This is a genomic window from Kribbella sp. NPDC004875 (genome assembly GCF_042873375.1).
GTDB lineage: Bacteria > Actinomycetota > Actinomycetes > Propionibacteriales > Kribbellaceae > Kribbella.
This window is the reverse complement of sequence record NZ_JBIALI010000008.1, coordinates 218,118-232,030: the sequence shown is the minus strand read 5'-3', so window position 1 is coordinate 232,030 and position 13,913 is coordinate 218,118. Positions and strand designations below refer to the sequence as shown.

The following is a 13,913-nucleotide window of genomic DNA, read 5'->3' as shown; positions in this document are numbered from 1 at the left end:
CTGGCAGTTCAACCAGGAGGTTGTTCGATGATGCCGCACGCCCGCCCCACAGAGTTCCCAAGGCGGTTCACCCGACGCAGTGTCCTTCAGATCACCGGTGCCGGTCTCGCGCTGGCCGCCGTACCCGCCGTACCCGCGATGGCCAGTACACAGGCACTCGGGGCCAACACCCTCACGATTCCCGCGCTACCGTCCGCGCGCACAACCGAGCTCGATCGCACGCAGAACTCGCTGAGCGCCAGCGAGCTGCGGTCGACCGGCTTCTACCTACCCGCCGCGACGGCGCTCACCGTCGTCGTTCACCAGGGCAGTCTGCTCCCGACGCTCGTGATCGGCGCACCGGACGCCGACGCGCGCGCGGAGTTCAAGTCGTCCCGCGAGTACCCGCTCCAACTCGGCCGCAACACGATCACGGACGCCGGCGGTGGCGTCGTCTACCTCAAGCTGATCGGCGATTCCGGCCAGGCGAAGGTGACAATCGGCGAGCAGGCACAGCCGATGCCGTACTTCGTCCTCGGTTACACCGGTGACGCCGATTTCCAGCGCCAGCTCGACGAGCGCACCACGCCGTACGTCGAGTTCGTCTCGCCGCACGCGATGATCACCGTCGAGCGGGCGTCGGCCCTGGCGTACCGGAACGAGAACCACACCGACCTGCTGTCCACCTACGAGGACGTCATCCGGATCGAGGACGCCACCAGCGGGTACGACGGGTCGGCGCCGGAGCATGCCCGGTTGGTGCACCGGTACCACTTCGTCGGGTACCCGTCCGCGATCACCGGGGTCGGTGCGTACGCGACCCACGGCCACATGTCGTTCCCGCCGCCGATCCAGGACCGGTTGCTCACCGTCGAAGGGCTGCGGATGCGCGGCTGGGGTGTCTACCACGAGCTTGGGCACCAGCATCAGCAGATCACCTACAAACCCAGCTCGTTGACCGAGGTGACGGTCAACATCTACTCGCTCGCGGTCAACGCCGTCTTCGCGACGAAGTACGGCCAGCAGCCGCGGCTGCACGCGCCGGACGCGAAGACCGGTCTCACCCCGTGGCAGAGCGCGCCCGGCAAGCTGCGCTCGCCGGGCGTCACCTACGGTACGTCGTTCGACGCGTACGAGAAGCTGGTGATGTTCGAGCAGCTCCGGCTGGCGTTCGGCGATTCCTTCTGGCCGAACCTGCACAAGCTCGTCCGCGTCGAACGCCCGTACGCGAGCGACTACACCGACGAGGTACTCCGGCTACGCAACCTCGTCGTACTGTGCAGCCGGACAGCCGGGCACGACCTGAGCGACTTCTTCCGCGCCTGGGGTGTGCCCGTCGACGCCGAGGCGATCGCTGAGCTCGCGGCGTTGCAGCTGACGCCGCCGACTGTCGACCCGTCGACAATCCGCGAGTAGGACAACAAGACGAAGGCACCCACCGGGTCGAGGTGGGTGCCTTCGTCGTACGGGGTGAGCTCAGTCGCGAAGGAAGAGCTCGATCACGCAGCTGTCGACCTCGGGCGCGCGGTTCGGCAGCTTGAGGGTCAGCGTGTTGTCCGGCAGGCCCGCCAGGTAGGTGTGCCCAGGCGCCGACGGATCGACGGTGACCCGCTTGACCTCCGACGCGTCATGCAGGAACTGCGCGTACTCGACCCGGTCACCGAGCCCCGGCAGATGCAGATGTCCCATCGGCCAGGCGAAGATGTGCAGGTACAGCCGCCGTCCGTTCTGCGTGTAGCGGCAGTCGGCCGGCGGAACGTAGGAACTGGGGCCGCACTCGCGCACCGACCGTTCGTGCAGGCGCATCCAGTCGCCGATGCCGGCGAGCACGTCGAGGGCCCTCGGCTCCCAGGCACCGCGGCCGTTCGGGCCGACGTTCAGCAGCATGTTGCCGCCCTTCGAGACCGCGTCGACGAGCATCCGGATCAGCAGCGCCGGCGACTTCCAGTCGTGGTTGTCACGGTGGTAGCCCCAGCTGCCGTTGAGCGTGTGGCAGGCTTCCCACGGCACCTGCGTACCGTTGCCGGCCGCAACTTCGTTCCCCGGCGGCTGCACCTGCTCGGGCGTGGTGAAGTCGCCCGAGCCGAGCCCCAGTCGATTGTTGACCAGGATCCCCGGCTGCAGCTCGCGGACCATGGCCAGCAGCTCGGCCGACCGCCACTCGTCCGGACCCTTCGCGTTGAACCCGCGGTCGGCGTACGAGAAGTCGAACCACATCACGTCGATCTTCCCGTACTCCGTGAGCAGCTCACGGACCTGTCCGTGCAGGTAGTCCGCGTACTTCGAGACGTCGCGGTCCGCCGTACGGTCGATGAAGTCGACGTCCTTGCGCTGCGGGTGGTACAGGTCGACCGGGAACTCCGGATGGTGCCAGTCGAGCAGCGAGTGATAGAGCCCGATCCGGAAACCACGCTCCCGGAACGCGTCGACCATCGGCGCGAGCAGGTCCTTGCCCCACGGTGTGTGCGGCGCGGAGTAGTCGGTCAGCTTGGTGTCCCACAGGCAGAACCCGTCGTGGTGCTTCGTGGTGATCACCAGGTAGCGCATCCCGGCGTTCCAGGCGTCGTCGGCCCAGCGCACCGGGTCGTACAGGTCCGGCGAGAAGTGGTCGAAGTACGGCTGGTAGTCGGCGTCGGTGAGCTGCTCGTACGACTTCACCCACTCGTGCCGCGCCGCGGCCGCGTAGATGCCCCAGTGCACGAACAGCCCGAACCGCGCCTCGGTCAGCCAGCTCATCGCGGCGTCGCACCACCCAGCGCCGACTCGAACTCGCCACGGATCTTGTCGCCGCCGTCCTTCTTCCACTTCGCCAGCGCCGCGTCGAAGGCGCTGATCGGCTTCCGCCCGGCGATCACATCGTTACGTACGTCGCTCAGCGCCTGCCCGATGTCACTCCCGGACTTGTCGTTCGTCGGCGAGATCAGCGAGGCGGTCGGGTCCTTCACGACCATACCGATCAGCTTGGTGAGATCCTCGTGCGCGCGGTCGACGTACGTCGGGGACTGGGCGTTGTAGAGCGCCTGCGGCGGGGCGGTGATGTACTTCCACGGCACGGTCATCTCGGCCTCGCCCTTGCTGGTCAGCGTCGGGTTGCCCTGCGCGTCGCGGGTGAAGTCGACGCCTTCGACGCCGTAGCTGAGCAGCAGGTTCTCGGTGCTGCCGAACGGGGCGGCGAAGAAGTTCGCGACGTTGAGCAGTTCCTTCGCCCGTGCGTCGCCGGACTTCTTCATCAGCGTGTAGGCGAACAGGATGTTGTCCGACCAGGTGTTCGCCTTGCCACCCTTCGGCGCCATCGGCACGAACGCCCGCGGGTCGTTCTTCGGGTCCAGGCGGGACATGTCCTTGACGTAGCCGGAGTACGCCGGGAAGCCGTCGTACACGAGAGCGCCCTTGCCGGAGCGGAACGCGTTCTTCCGGGCGGTGCCGTCGATGCCGTCCGAGCCGGGAACGAGTACGCCGGCCTTGACCAGGTTCACGGCGTACTCGAGGGCGGCCTTGTACTCCTCGGTCTCGAAGCTCTTCACCAGCTTGCCGTTGTCCTGCTTCCAGCCGTACGGGACGCCGAACATCTGCTGGACCATCGTGAAGAACGTGTTGCCCTTGGAGTTCACGATCGCCCACTGGCCCTGCTGCGGCTTGGTCAGCTCCTTGCAGGCTGCCAGGAAATCCTCCGCGGTGGCCGGGTACTCGATACCGGCGGCATCGAACAGCCGCTTGTTGTAGAAGCCGGCGCCGCCGGTGATGCTGCGCGGGATCGGCAGCCCGTAGATCTTGTCCTGGACCACGCAGGCCTGCCAGATCACCTGCGGGATGTTCGCCAGGTTCGGGTAGTCCTTCACCTTGTCACCGGACAGGTACGGCGTCAGGTCGGTGCACTTCGCCGACAAGAAGGCCGGGAGATTGTTGACAAGGCTCGAATCGGACAACAGGACGAGGTCCGGCAGCTCGTTGGCGGCCAGCACCGTCTGGAACTTCGTCGCCCAGTCGCTGTCCGGCACGATCGTCAGGTTCAGCGTGCCGCCGAGCTGCTTCTCGACCGCCTGCCAGGCAGCGTTCTTCTCCTTGGCCGGCGGCAGCGGGTCGAAGATGTCGGTCATCACGCTCACCGTGCCGCCGGACAGTGGCGGCGACTTCACCGTGGTGACGAGATCCTTCGGGTACGTCCGGTACCCCGGCGGTACGCCGTCCGCGGTGCCGGCCAGATCCGGTTTCGGGCCCTCGAAGGCGACGTACGTCGGCAGCGTCACCGAAGAGGCGCGCGCGGGGCCGGACGCCGTACTGCCGTTGCTGCAGGCAACCAGCGCCGGGACACCGGTGGCGCTCATCACGGCGACACCTACGGCGCTCCGCAGGAAGCTGCGGCGACTGAGTGGTGGGGTGGTCACGGTCTTTCTCCTAACCCTTGATGGCGCCGGTGAGTACGCCCTTGGTGAAGTAGCGCTGCAGGAACGGGTAGACGCAGAGGATCGGCACGAGCGCCACGACGACGACCGCCATCTGCACGGCCTGGATCGACGCCACCGCCTCGCCGGGCGACTCGGTGCCGCCGCCGACCGGCTGGCCCTGCAGGACGTAGAGGCGAAGGACGAGCGGCAGCGGCCACTTGCCGGTGTCGCTCAGGTAGAGCAGTGCGTTGAAGAACGCGTTCCAGTGGCTGACGGCGTAGAACAGTGCGACGACCGCGAGCACTGCCTTCGACAGCGGCAGCACGACCCGGATCAGGATCGCGAAGTCGCCGGCGCCGTCGATCCGGGCGCTGTCCAGCAGTTCCGCCGGGATGTTCTGGAAGAAGTTGCGCAGGACCAGGAAGTTGAAGGCGCTGACCAGGCCCGGGACGATCAGCGACGCGTACGAGTTGTACATCCCGAGCGCCTTGACCAGCAGGAAGTTCGGGATGATCCCGGCGCCGAACAACATGGTGAACAGGACCGCCGTCAGCACGAAGCGTCCGCCGACGATCGGGCGGCTCAGCCCGTACGCGAGCGCGATCGTGACGACCAGGTTGAGCGCCGTACCGACGACGGTGATGACCGCGCTGACCAGCAGCGCGTGACTGACCACACCACCGGCGAAGATCGTCCGGTACGCCGCCAGCGTCGGCTCGCTCGGGAACAGGGGGATGATGCCGCCGCGCCGGGTGATCTCGGACTCGCCGGCCAGGCTGGTCGCCAGGATGTTGACGAACGGATAGAGCACCAGCAGGCAGACGACCGCGATCACCACACCCTTGAGTGCGAGTCCGGCCTTGGTCGGCGCCTCCATCCACGGCGGCCGCTGCGAGGACTTCATCTGCTGTAGATCCCTTCGTGGCCGAAGCGGTGGGCGAGCTTGTTCGCGCCGAGGATGAGCACCAGGCCGATCACGCCCTTGACCAGACCGACCGCGGCCGCCGGACCCCACTGGCCGTCGAGGACGCCGTGGAAGTAGACATAGGTGTCGAGGACCTCGGCCGCGTCGGCGCCGACGGCGTCGCGCTGCAGCAGGATCTGCTCGAAGCCGACCGAGAGAATGCTGCCCAGGTTGAGAATGAGCAGCAGCAAGGTGACCGGCACGATGCCCGGCAGGGTGACGTGCCACAGGCGCCGCCAGCGGTCCGCGCCGTCGATCGCCGCTGCTTCGTAGTGCTCGGTCTCGATGTTCAGGAGCGCGGCGAGATAGATGATCGTGCCCCAGCCGGCGTCCTTCCAGATCAGCTGCAACGTGACCAGCCACGGGAAGAAACCCGAGCTCGTCATCAGGTCGACGCGGGGCAGGCCGAGGTCGCCGAGGAGTTGGGGGAGGAGGCCGGTGCCGCCGATCAGCTGCTGGCTGATCGAGATCAGGATCACCCAGCCGATGAAGTGCGGGAGGTAGACGACGCTCTGCACGAACCGCCTGATCTTCGGGCTGACGATGCTGTTCAGCAACAGGGCCAGTCCGATCGGCGCGGGAAAGAACAGCACGAGCTGGAGTACGGCGAACTTCAACGTGTTGAGCAGTGCGCGGTAGAAGTCCGGCTCGGCGAACACGGAGAAGTTGCCGAAGCCGACCCACGGACTCTCCTTGAACCCGAGGTACGGCTGGTAGTCCTGGAAGACGATCACGTTGCCCAGCAGTGGCACGTAGTGGAACACCACGAAGAACAGGAAGCCGGGCAGCACCAGCAGCAGCATCACGCGGTCCCGCCGCAGCCTCGCCAACAGCCCGCCGCCGGGCTTGGCCGGACGGGCGGCTCGGCGGCCGGAGCGGCTCGCGGCGCGGTTCGGTGCGCGGCCGGCGGGGCGGCTGACGCGGTGCATGGTGCACCTCCTGATAGTAAACGGTTGCTATCCCGGGTGGCAGTAACCATGAAACGTTCACTGCCTTGCTGTCAAGGACTTGGGGAAGATGTCTTGACCGTTGGCCGTCGAGCTGCCTACGGTTTCTAGTAACCGTTTACTAGGAGTGATCCGTGCCGAATCCTGACACCGACCCGGGCAGCAGTCCGCGGTTGCGCACGCTCGTGGCGATGCCCGCGGAGACCTGGTCGGAGGTGTTCACCCCGGCAGCCCGGGATCGCCTGGCGGCAGTCGCAGACCTGCTCGGCCTCGACAGCGACAGGACAGGCGGCGACCCGGCCGACGGCGACGTGGCTGACAGGGACGCGAGCGGCGGGGACGGGACCGGCGGGGACGCGAGCGGCGGGGACGCGACCGGTGGGGACGCGAGCGGTGGGGACGCGAGCGGCGGGGATGCGACCGGCGGGGATGCGACCGGTGGGGGTGGGGCGGATGGCGATGCGGTCGGCGACAGGCGCGGCGGCGGTCGGCCGCGGTTGGTGTCGTCGTTCGCGGACGTGGCCGGCGAGTTGGCCGCGGCCGAGGTGTTGCTGACCGGGTGGGGCTGCCCGCGGATCACCCCCGACGTACTCGACGCGGCCCCGAAGCTGCGGGCGATCGTGCACGCGGCCGGGACGATCAAGACGTTCGTCGACCCCACCGTGTTCGACCGCGGGATCGAGGTCTCGTCGGCGGCCGCGGCGAACGCGATCCCGGTCGCCGAGTTCACGCTGGCGGCGATCGTGCTGGCGGGCAAGCGCGCCTTCCGGCACCGCGACTGGTTCCGGACGTCCGGCGCGAAACGGCCGTTGCCCGGAGCCCCGATCCTCGGATCACTCGGTACGACGGTCGGCGTGCTCGGCGCATCGCGGATCGGCCGCCTGGTGCTCGAGCGGTTGCGGGACCTCGACGTCACGGTGCTGGTGAGTGACCCGTACCTGAGCCCCTCGGAGGCGGCCGCCCTCGGCGCCGAGTGGTGCGATCTGCCGACTCTCTTCGCCTCGAGCAACGTCGTCACTGTGCACGCGCCGTTGCTGCCCGAGACCGAAGGTTTGGTGTCGGCGGAGTTGCTCGCGTCGATGCCCGACGGTGGCGTGCTGATCAACACGGCCCGGGGTGGGTTGGTGGATCACGTCGCGCTGGAGCGTGAATGCGTGTCCGGCCGGCTGGACGCCGTACTCGATGTCACCGATCCGGAGCCGCTGCCGCTGGACTCGCCGTTGCTGCACGCGCCGAACGTCTTCGTCACCCCGCACATAGCAGGTGCCATGGGCAACGAAACCACGCGCCTCGGCGATGCCGCCGTCGCCGAGGTCGAGCGCCTCGCCGCCGGCCACCCGCTGTCCCACGGCATCACCCGCGACGACCTCGGCCGCATCGCATGACCCACCTGCATGGCGTGAACCACTTGCATGGCGTGACCCACCTGCACGGCGTGACCCACCTACATGGCGTGACCCACCTACATGGCGTGACCCGCCTGCATGGAGTGAGCCGCCTGCACGTCGTGAACCGCCGACGTCGCACCAACCACCCGCGGTGCACGAACCACCCGCGGTGCACGAACCGCCCGCGGTGCACGAACCGCCCGCGGTGCACGAATCGCCCGCGGTGCACGAACCGCCCGCGGAGCACGAACCACCCGCATCACATGAACCGTCCGCCGACCGAGCACCCGCCTGCCCCGGCCCGCACCCACCACCCGCGCGGCACTCATCACCCGCGCGGCGCTGGCCGTCCGTGTGGCGCTGGTCGTCCGTGTGGCGCTGGTCGTCCGTGTGGCGCTGGTCGTCCGTGTGGCGCTGGTCGTCCGTGTGGCGCTCACCGTCCGTGTGGCGCGCGGTTCGTCGCCGCACGAGGAGGGGTTATCCCCTCGTGTCGGGGGTTCTGCCGTCGTATACCAGCGGACAACCCCCAATTGGAGGGGATAACCCCTCGCGCGGCGCAGGCGGGAAGGCAGGGTGGCCTGGGGGATCGGGTGGATCGGGTGGTTTGGGTGGTTTGGGTGGTTTGGGTGGTTTGGGTGTGGAGGGGGGACGTATGAGTGGCGGGTTGCGGTTGCCGGCGCCGGATCGGGTGTTGTCTTCGCGGACGGGGTACACGCGGGAGACCTGGCTGGCGGTGGCTGATCAGCTGCTCGGCTCGTTGGTGCCCTGGTTCACCGACAACGGCGCGCAGGTGCGCTTGCCGGGGCGCGGGAGTTGGTCGGGCGCGGACTGTGACGGGTTGGAGGGGTTCGCGCGGTCGTTCCTGCTGGCTGCGTTCCGGATCGCTGCCGGCGATGCCGAGGAGCGATTGATCGAGCGGTACGCGCGGGGACTCGTGGCCGGTGCGGCGGGGGACTGGCCGCGGTTGACGCCGTGCTCGCAGCAGATGGTCGAGGCGGCGGCGATCGCGGTCGGGCTGCACGAGTCCCGCGCGTGGCTGTGGGACCGGTTGGACGATCGCGAGCAGACGCACGTGGTCGACTGGCTGAGCGGGTTCGTCGGATCGCGGACGTGGGACAACAACTGGCGGCTGTTCCAGGTGGTCGGCGAGCAGTTCCTCGCGTCGGTCGGAGCGCCGTACTCCCAAGATGACATCGACGCCGGTCTCGACCGCATCGAGGACTGGTATGTCGGCGACGGGTGGTACTCCGACGGCCCCGGCCAGAACTTCGACCACTACATCGGTTGGGCGATGCACCTCTACCCGGGCCTGTGGACCCGCATGGCCGGTCCGTCGGCCGACGGACGGCTCGCGATCTATCGCGAGCGCCTGCACCGATTCCTCGAAGACGCGGTCCACCTCACCGGTACGGATGGCGCGCCGATCCACTTCGGTCGTTCACTCTGCTACCGGATGGCCACCGCGGCGCCGTACTGGATGGGCGCGCTCCTCGACGCCACCCCGCTGACCCCGGGGCAGACCCGACGGCTGTGCTCCGGCACTCTCCGCCACTTCATCGACCACGGCGTCCCCGACGAGCGTGGTCTGCTGACACTCGGCTGGCATCACCATTTCCTGCCGACGACGCAGCCGTACTCCGGCCCGGGTTCGCCGTACTGGGCCTCGAAAGGTTTCCTCGGACTGCTCCTCCCCGCCGATCACGCGATCTGGACCGATCGCGAGGCGGCGCTCCCGCTGGACGACCACGACCAGGTCCGCCCGATGCCGGCGCCGGGTTTCCTCATCCAATCCACCCAGCACGACGGTCTGGTTCGCCTCCTCAACCACGGAAGCGACCACAACGCCGAAGGCGACGCCCACTACAGCCGCCTGGCGTACTCGACCCGCACCGGCCCTGAACTCACCGACGACGCAATCGACAACACCATCACGACCGGCGAGCGAAGGAGTATCCAGCGGATTGCCGTCACGGACCGGTCGGCGGCCTCGTGGTGGGAGGCGGGGGATGCGCGGATCGAGGTGGCTGGTGTCGTGCACGGCAGGATCGAGGTCCGGTGTGTGCTCGTCGACGGTGCGGAAGGAATCGTGCGGCACGGCGGGTATGCGGTGGCGGGTGAGGACCTGCCGGAAGCGGTGGTGGACGACGTCTGGGCGCAGGCGACCCGCGTCGATCGCCTGACGAGTGTGATGGTCGGCCTGCACGGGTATCACCGGGCCGACGTACGCCGTGGGCTCGACACGAACGCGTTCGGTCCGCACTCCGCCACGCCGTACCTCGAGGCTCAGCACCACGGAGAAGGTCCGCAGGTGCTGGTCTCCGCGGTGGTACTGTCCGGCGACACGGTCTGGCCGAAGGCGCTGGCCGAGAGCATCGTCGTGACGGTGGACGGGCCGCGCGTCACCCTCCGGTTCGCCGACGGTACGACGGCCGACGTACAGCTGGGTGAGGAGGTGGGTGATGGCGGATCCGCCCCGGTCGCGAGCGCGCCGGCGTGATCCCGAGGCCGCGCGGACGATCCGCGACGTCGCCGCCCGGGCCGGTGTCTCCACCGCGACCGTCTCCCGCGTTGTCAACGGCAACTATCCGGTCGCCGCCTCGACCCGTGCGGCGGTCGAACGCGCCATGCGGGACCTCGGGTACGTCGCCAACGCGCACGCCCGCGCGCTGGCCGGCTCCACCACCCGCGTGGTCGGCATCGTGGTCAGCGAGATCGTCGACCCGTTCTTCGCCTACATCGCGCGCGGCGTGCAGGCCGAGGCACTCGCCTCCGGCCGGCTCTGCCTGGTCTGCTCGACCCAGGGCGGCGAGTCCGCCGAGCTGCGGTTCGTCGACCTGCTGCTCGAGCAGCGCGCCGACGCGGTGATCCTGGTCGGCGGCGCGGTCGAGGACAAGGAGTACTTCGCCGCGGTCGGCCAGCGTGCCCGCCAGCTCGCGAGCAGCGGTTCGAGCCTGGTCCTCTGCGGCCGGCCGGGGCTGGAGACCGGCGTCCCGGCGTACGCGGTGGAGTACGACAACATCGGCGGTGCCGCGGCGATCACCGATCTGCTGCTGAGCGCCGGGCACACCAAGATCCTGTACCTCGGCGGCCCGACCTTGCTCTCCACCACGACCGCCCGGTTGCAGGGGTTCCGGCAGGCCTTCGCCGCCCGCAAGCTCGAGCACGACCCGGCCCTGGTCCGCACCGGCGCGTTCGGTCGCCAGTGGGGGTACGAGCAGACGCTGCGGGCGCTCGACGACGGGCTCGACTTCACCGCCATCTTCGCCGCCAACGACATCGTCGCCGCCGGCGCGTACGTCGCCCTGCGCGAGCGCGGCCTGCGGATCCCCGAGGACATCTCGGTCGCCGGGTACGACGACGTACCCGTGGCGACCGAACTGCAGCCGGCGCTGACCACCGTCCGGGTACCGCTCGAGGAGCTCGGGCGGGCCGCCGTACGGGCCGGGCTGGCCGGGCAGGAGCCGAGCGCGGACCCGTTCGCGCACCAGCAGCCGATGACGACGCTCGGGACCGTCGTCGTGGTCCGGGACTCCGTCGGGCCGCCGGCCTCGCGGTGATCACTCACAGCTAACTCCCAGGATCTACCGCCCTCGGTGATCGGGGCGATTCACAGCGTGATCAGCGGTGACACTATGTCAGGACCATCTGGGTCTGGTGTCTCAGCGTGACGGCAGAGTGCTTGACATACCCAGTGGGGACGTCTGAGACTCAGCTCACTTTCGCGATCCGAGAGCGCTCTCAACCCCTCACGTCTCCAGGGAGCCTGAACCATGCGGCCCAGCGTCCGCTATCGCCCCGTAGCCGGACTGCTCGGCTGTGCCGCGATCCTGCTCGCCACTGCCTGCGGCGGTTCCGGCGCCGACGGTGCCAGCGGTGCCGGTAGAGCCGGCGACCAGCCGCAGATCGAGCTGACCATCGCCACCTTCAACGAGTTCGGGTACGACGACCTGTACGCGGAGTACGAGGCCCAGCACCCGAACATCAAGATCGTGGAGCACCACGCCAACACCGTCGACGACCACGTCAAGAACCTGGACGCAAACCTCGCGTCCGGGGCCGGTCTGGCCGACATCGAGGCGATGGAGGTCAGCTGGATCTACAAGTACCTGGCCAAGGCCGACAAGTTCGTCGACCTGCGTCAGTACGGCGGGGACGACCTGCAGAGCCGCTGGCTGGACTGGAAGGTCGCCGGCGCGACCACGGCGGACGGAAAGATCATCGGCTACGGGACGGACATCGGGCCGGAAGCGATCTGCTACCGGCGCGACCTGTTCGCGAAGGCCGGGCTGCCGACCGACCGGGCCGCGGTGGCGAAGCTCTTCCAGGACTGGCCGTCCTACTTCGCCGCCGGGCGGAAGTTCAAGCAGAAGGTGCCCGGCTCGGCGTGGTACGACTCCGCGGTGCTGACCTGGGAAGCGATGCGCAACCAGCTGATCCAGGCGTACTACTCGAACCAGGACCGCTTCCTCGGCGACGAGAACCCGCTGCTCAGGAAGACCTGGGACCAGGTGGTGGCGGGCAGCAAGGACGGCCTGTCGGCGCGGCTGCCGGCCTGGAGCGACGCCTGGAACGCCGCCTTCCGGACCGACAAGTTCGCGACCATGGCCTGCCCGGGCTGGCTGCTCGGTGTCATCCAGGACAACGCGGGCAACTACGGCAAGGGCAAGTGGGACGTCGCGGACGTGTTCCCCGGCGGCGGCGGGAACTGGGGCGGCTCGTACCTGACCGTGCCGGTGCAGTCGCCCGAGCCCGAGGAGGCCGCGAAGCTCGCCGCCTGGCTGACCGCGCCGGAGCAGCAGGTCAAGGTGTTCAAGAAGGTCGGCTCGTTCCCGTCCACGCTGGACGCGTACGACGACCCGCAGGTCAAGGCGCAGGTCAACGCGTACTTCAACAACGCGCCGGTCGGGAAGATCTTCATCGACCGGGCCCGGAACGTGATCCTCAAGCAGCACAAGGGTCCGCGCGACGGCGAGATCAACCAGATCTTCAGCGCGGCGCTCGCCCGGGTCGACAACGGCAAGCAGTCCGCGGACGCCGCGTGGGAGCAGGCGCTCGACCAGGCGGACAAGGTCGCCAACACCCGCGCCGGAAGCTGAGTGCGCCGAAGCCTGGGCGTGCCGAAGAAAACTGCCAACACGCCCGTCCAGGCGGCCAATGACTGACGCGCGATCGACCGGGGACGTACTACGGTGTGAACGCGAGCCAATCGAGAACTGAGGAGGGCCGATGAACGAGTCTGGTTCTCCGACGCTGGAACAGGTCGCCGCCGTCGCGGGGGTGTCGCGGGCCACCGTCTCCAGGGTCGTGAACGGTTCGCCGAAGGTGCTTCCGGACACGGTCGCCGCGGTCGAACAGGCGATCCGCGAGCTCGGCTACGTCCCGAACCGCGCGGCCCGCGCGCTGGTCACCCGGCGTACGGACTCGATCGCGATCGTGGTGCCGGAGCCGGACAGCCGGGTGTTCTCCGACCCGTTCTTCGCGGGCATGCTAAGCGGTGTCAGCCGGACGCTCGCGCAGACCTCGTCGCAGCTGGTGCTGCTGATCGAGCCGGCCTCGGAGCCCACCGGAGCCGACGACCAACGGCTGCTGCGGTACCTGCGCGGTGGGCACGTCGACGGCGCGATCATCATCAGCCACCACGGGCGGGACAACATCCTGCAGGAGCTCGCGCAGTTGCCACTGCCGATCGTGTTCAGCGCGCGGCCGCTCGGGGTCGACGTCGCGGTGGCGAGCGTGGACGTCGACAACGTGGCCGGGGCGCGGACCGGCGTACAGCACCTGCTGGACATCGGGCGGCGGAAGATCGGCACGGTCGCGGGGCCGCTCGACATGACGGCGGGCATCGACCGGCTGACCGGGTACCAGGAAGTGATGAAGGAGGCCGGCCTGCCGGAGCTGGTCGCGTACGGCGACTTCACGGCGGACGGTGGTGAGCAGGCGACCCTGCGGTTGCTGGACGACAACCCGGATCTCGACGGACTGTTCGTCGCCTCGGACCTGATGGCGACCGCCGCGCTCCGCGTCCTGTCCCAACGCGGCCGCCGCGTCCCCGCCGATGTCGCGGTCGTCGGCTTCGACGACTCGGTGCTGGCCACCACGACCACTCCGAAACTCACCACGGTCCGCCAGCCGGTCGAACAACTGGGCGCCCGCCTCGCCGAGATCCTGCTCGCCAAGATCGCCGGCGCCCACCTCACCAGCCCCGAGATCTACGCCACCGAACTGATCATCCGCGACAGCGCATAACAGC

General features: G+C 68.7%; 10 protein-coding genes. 6 read left to right on the top strand and 4 right to left on the bottom strand.

Going from position 1 to position 13,913, the window contains the following annotated elements; all coding sequences use genetic code 11:
- Positions 1-27 precede the first annotated feature (27 nt).
- Complete coding sequence (locus tag ACFYRH_RS37200; protein ID WP_387784910.1) at positions 28-1,395, top strand: M60 family metallopeptidase; 1,368 nt, start codon at positions 28-30, stop codon at positions 1,393-1,395.
- 60 nt (positions 1,396-1,455) lie between these two features.
- Here the strand turns inward: ACFYRH_RS37200 and ACFYRH_RS37195 are convergent, their stop codons facing one another.
- The 4 genes from ACFYRH_RS37195 to ACFYRH_RS37180 are packed head-to-tail and all read right to left on the bottom strand — an operon-like array spanning position 1,456 to position 6,257.
- A complete protein-coding gene (locus ACFYRH_RS37195) occupies positions 1,456-2,715 on the bottom strand; it encodes an alpha-L-fucosidase (RefSeq protein WP_387784908.1) in 1,260 nt (419 codons plus the stop codon).
- Positions 2,712-4,364 carry an extracellular solute-binding protein gene (locus tag ACFYRH_RS37190; RefSeq protein ID WP_387784907.1) on the bottom strand — a complete coding sequence of 551 codons (1,653 nt, stop codon included), beginning with the start codon at positions 4,362-4,364 and terminating at the stop codon, positions 2,712-2,714. Before ACFYRH_RS37190 ends, ACFYRH_RS37195 begins: the two co-directional genes overlap by 4 nt.
- Before the next feature lie 10 nt (positions 4,365-4,374).
- Entirely contained in the window at positions 4,375-5,268 is an 894-nt protein-coding gene (locus tag ACFYRH_RS37185; RefSeq protein WP_387784905.1) for a carbohydrate ABC transporter permease, read from the bottom strand.
- Complete coding sequence (locus ACFYRH_RS37180; protein ID WP_387784904.1) at positions 5,265-6,257, bottom strand: ABC transporter permease; 993 nt, start codon at positions 6,255-6,257, stop codon at positions 5,265-5,267. Before ACFYRH_RS37180 ends, ACFYRH_RS37185 begins: the two co-directional genes overlap by 4 nt.
- Before the next feature lie 152 nt (positions 6,258-6,409).
- Between ACFYRH_RS37180 and ACFYRH_RS37175 the strand changes: the two genes are divergently transcribed.
- The 5 genes from ACFYRH_RS37175 (at position 6,410) to ACFYRH_RS37155 (ending at position 13,909) form a co-directional block, all read left to right on the top strand.
- A complete protein-coding gene (locus ACFYRH_RS37175; protein ID WP_387784902.1) occupies positions 6,410-7,660 on the top strand; it encodes a hydroxyacid dehydrogenase in 1,251 nt (416 codons plus the stop codon).
- Between the two features lie 655 nt (positions 7,661-8,315).
- Positions 8,316-10,160 (top strand): DUF2264 domain-containing protein, encoded by a 1,845-nt coding sequence (locus ACFYRH_RS37170; RefSeq protein ID WP_387784900.1) that lies wholly within the window; start codon positions 8,316-8,318, stop codon positions 10,158-10,160.
- The gene (locus ACFYRH_RS37165) at positions 10,123-11,220 is read left to right on the top strand and encodes a LacI family DNA-binding transcriptional regulator (RefSeq protein WP_387784899.1); all 1,098 of its coding nucleotides are present in this window, start codon (positions 10,123-10,125) and stop codon (positions 11,218-11,220) included. Before ACFYRH_RS37170 ends, ACFYRH_RS37165 begins: the two co-directional genes overlap by 38 nt.
- 213 nt (positions 11,221-11,433) lie before the next feature.
- Positions 11,434-12,759: an extracellular solute-binding protein gene (locus ACFYRH_RS37160; protein ID WP_387784897.1), complete on the top strand. Its 1,326-nt coding sequence runs from the start codon at positions 11,434-11,436 to the stop codon at positions 12,757-12,759.
- 130 nt (positions 12,760-12,889) lie between these two features.
- Positions 12,890-13,909, top strand: coding sequence for a LacI family DNA-binding transcriptional regulator (locus tag ACFYRH_RS37155; protein ID WP_387784896.1), 1,020 nt, complete (start codon positions 12,890-12,892; stop codon positions 13,907-13,909).
- The last annotated feature ends 4 nt before the right edge of the window (positions 13,910-13,913 follow it).

Bases quoted from the DNA above. Each gene is read 5' to 3' on its own strand.
- ACFYRH_RS37200 (WP_387784910.1), top strand. From the start codon at position 28: ATGATGCCGCACGCCCGCCCCACAGAGTTCCCAAGGCGGTTCACCCGA.
- ACFYRH_RS37195 (WP_387784908.1), bottom strand. From the start codon at position 2,715: ATGAGCTGGCTGACCGAGGCGCGGTTCGGGCTGTTCGTGCACTGGGGC.
- ACFYRH_RS37185 (WP_387784905.1), bottom strand. From the start codon at position 5,268: ATGAAGTCCTCGCAGCGGCCGCCGTGGATGGAGGCGCCGACCAAGGCC.
- ACFYRH_RS37180 (WP_387784904.1), bottom strand. From the start codon at position 6,257: ATGCACCGCGTCAGCCGCCCCGCCGGCCGCGCACCGAACCGCGCCGCG.
- ACFYRH_RS37170 (WP_387784900.1), top strand. From the start codon at position 8,316: ATGAGTGGCGGGTTGCGGTTGCCGGCGCCGGATCGGGTGTTGTCTTCG.
- ACFYRH_RS37165 (WP_387784899.1), top strand. From the start codon at position 10,123: ATGGCGGATCCGCCCCGGTCGCGAGCGCGCCGGCGTGATCCCGAGGCC.
- ACFYRH_RS37160 (WP_387784897.1), top strand. From the start codon at position 11,434: ATGCGGCCCAGCGTCCGCTATCGCCCCGTAGCCGGACTGCTCGGCTGT.
- ACFYRH_RS37155 (WP_387784896.1), top strand. From the start codon at position 12,890: ATGAACGAGTCTGGTTCTCCGACGCTGGAACAGGTCGCCGCCGTCGCG.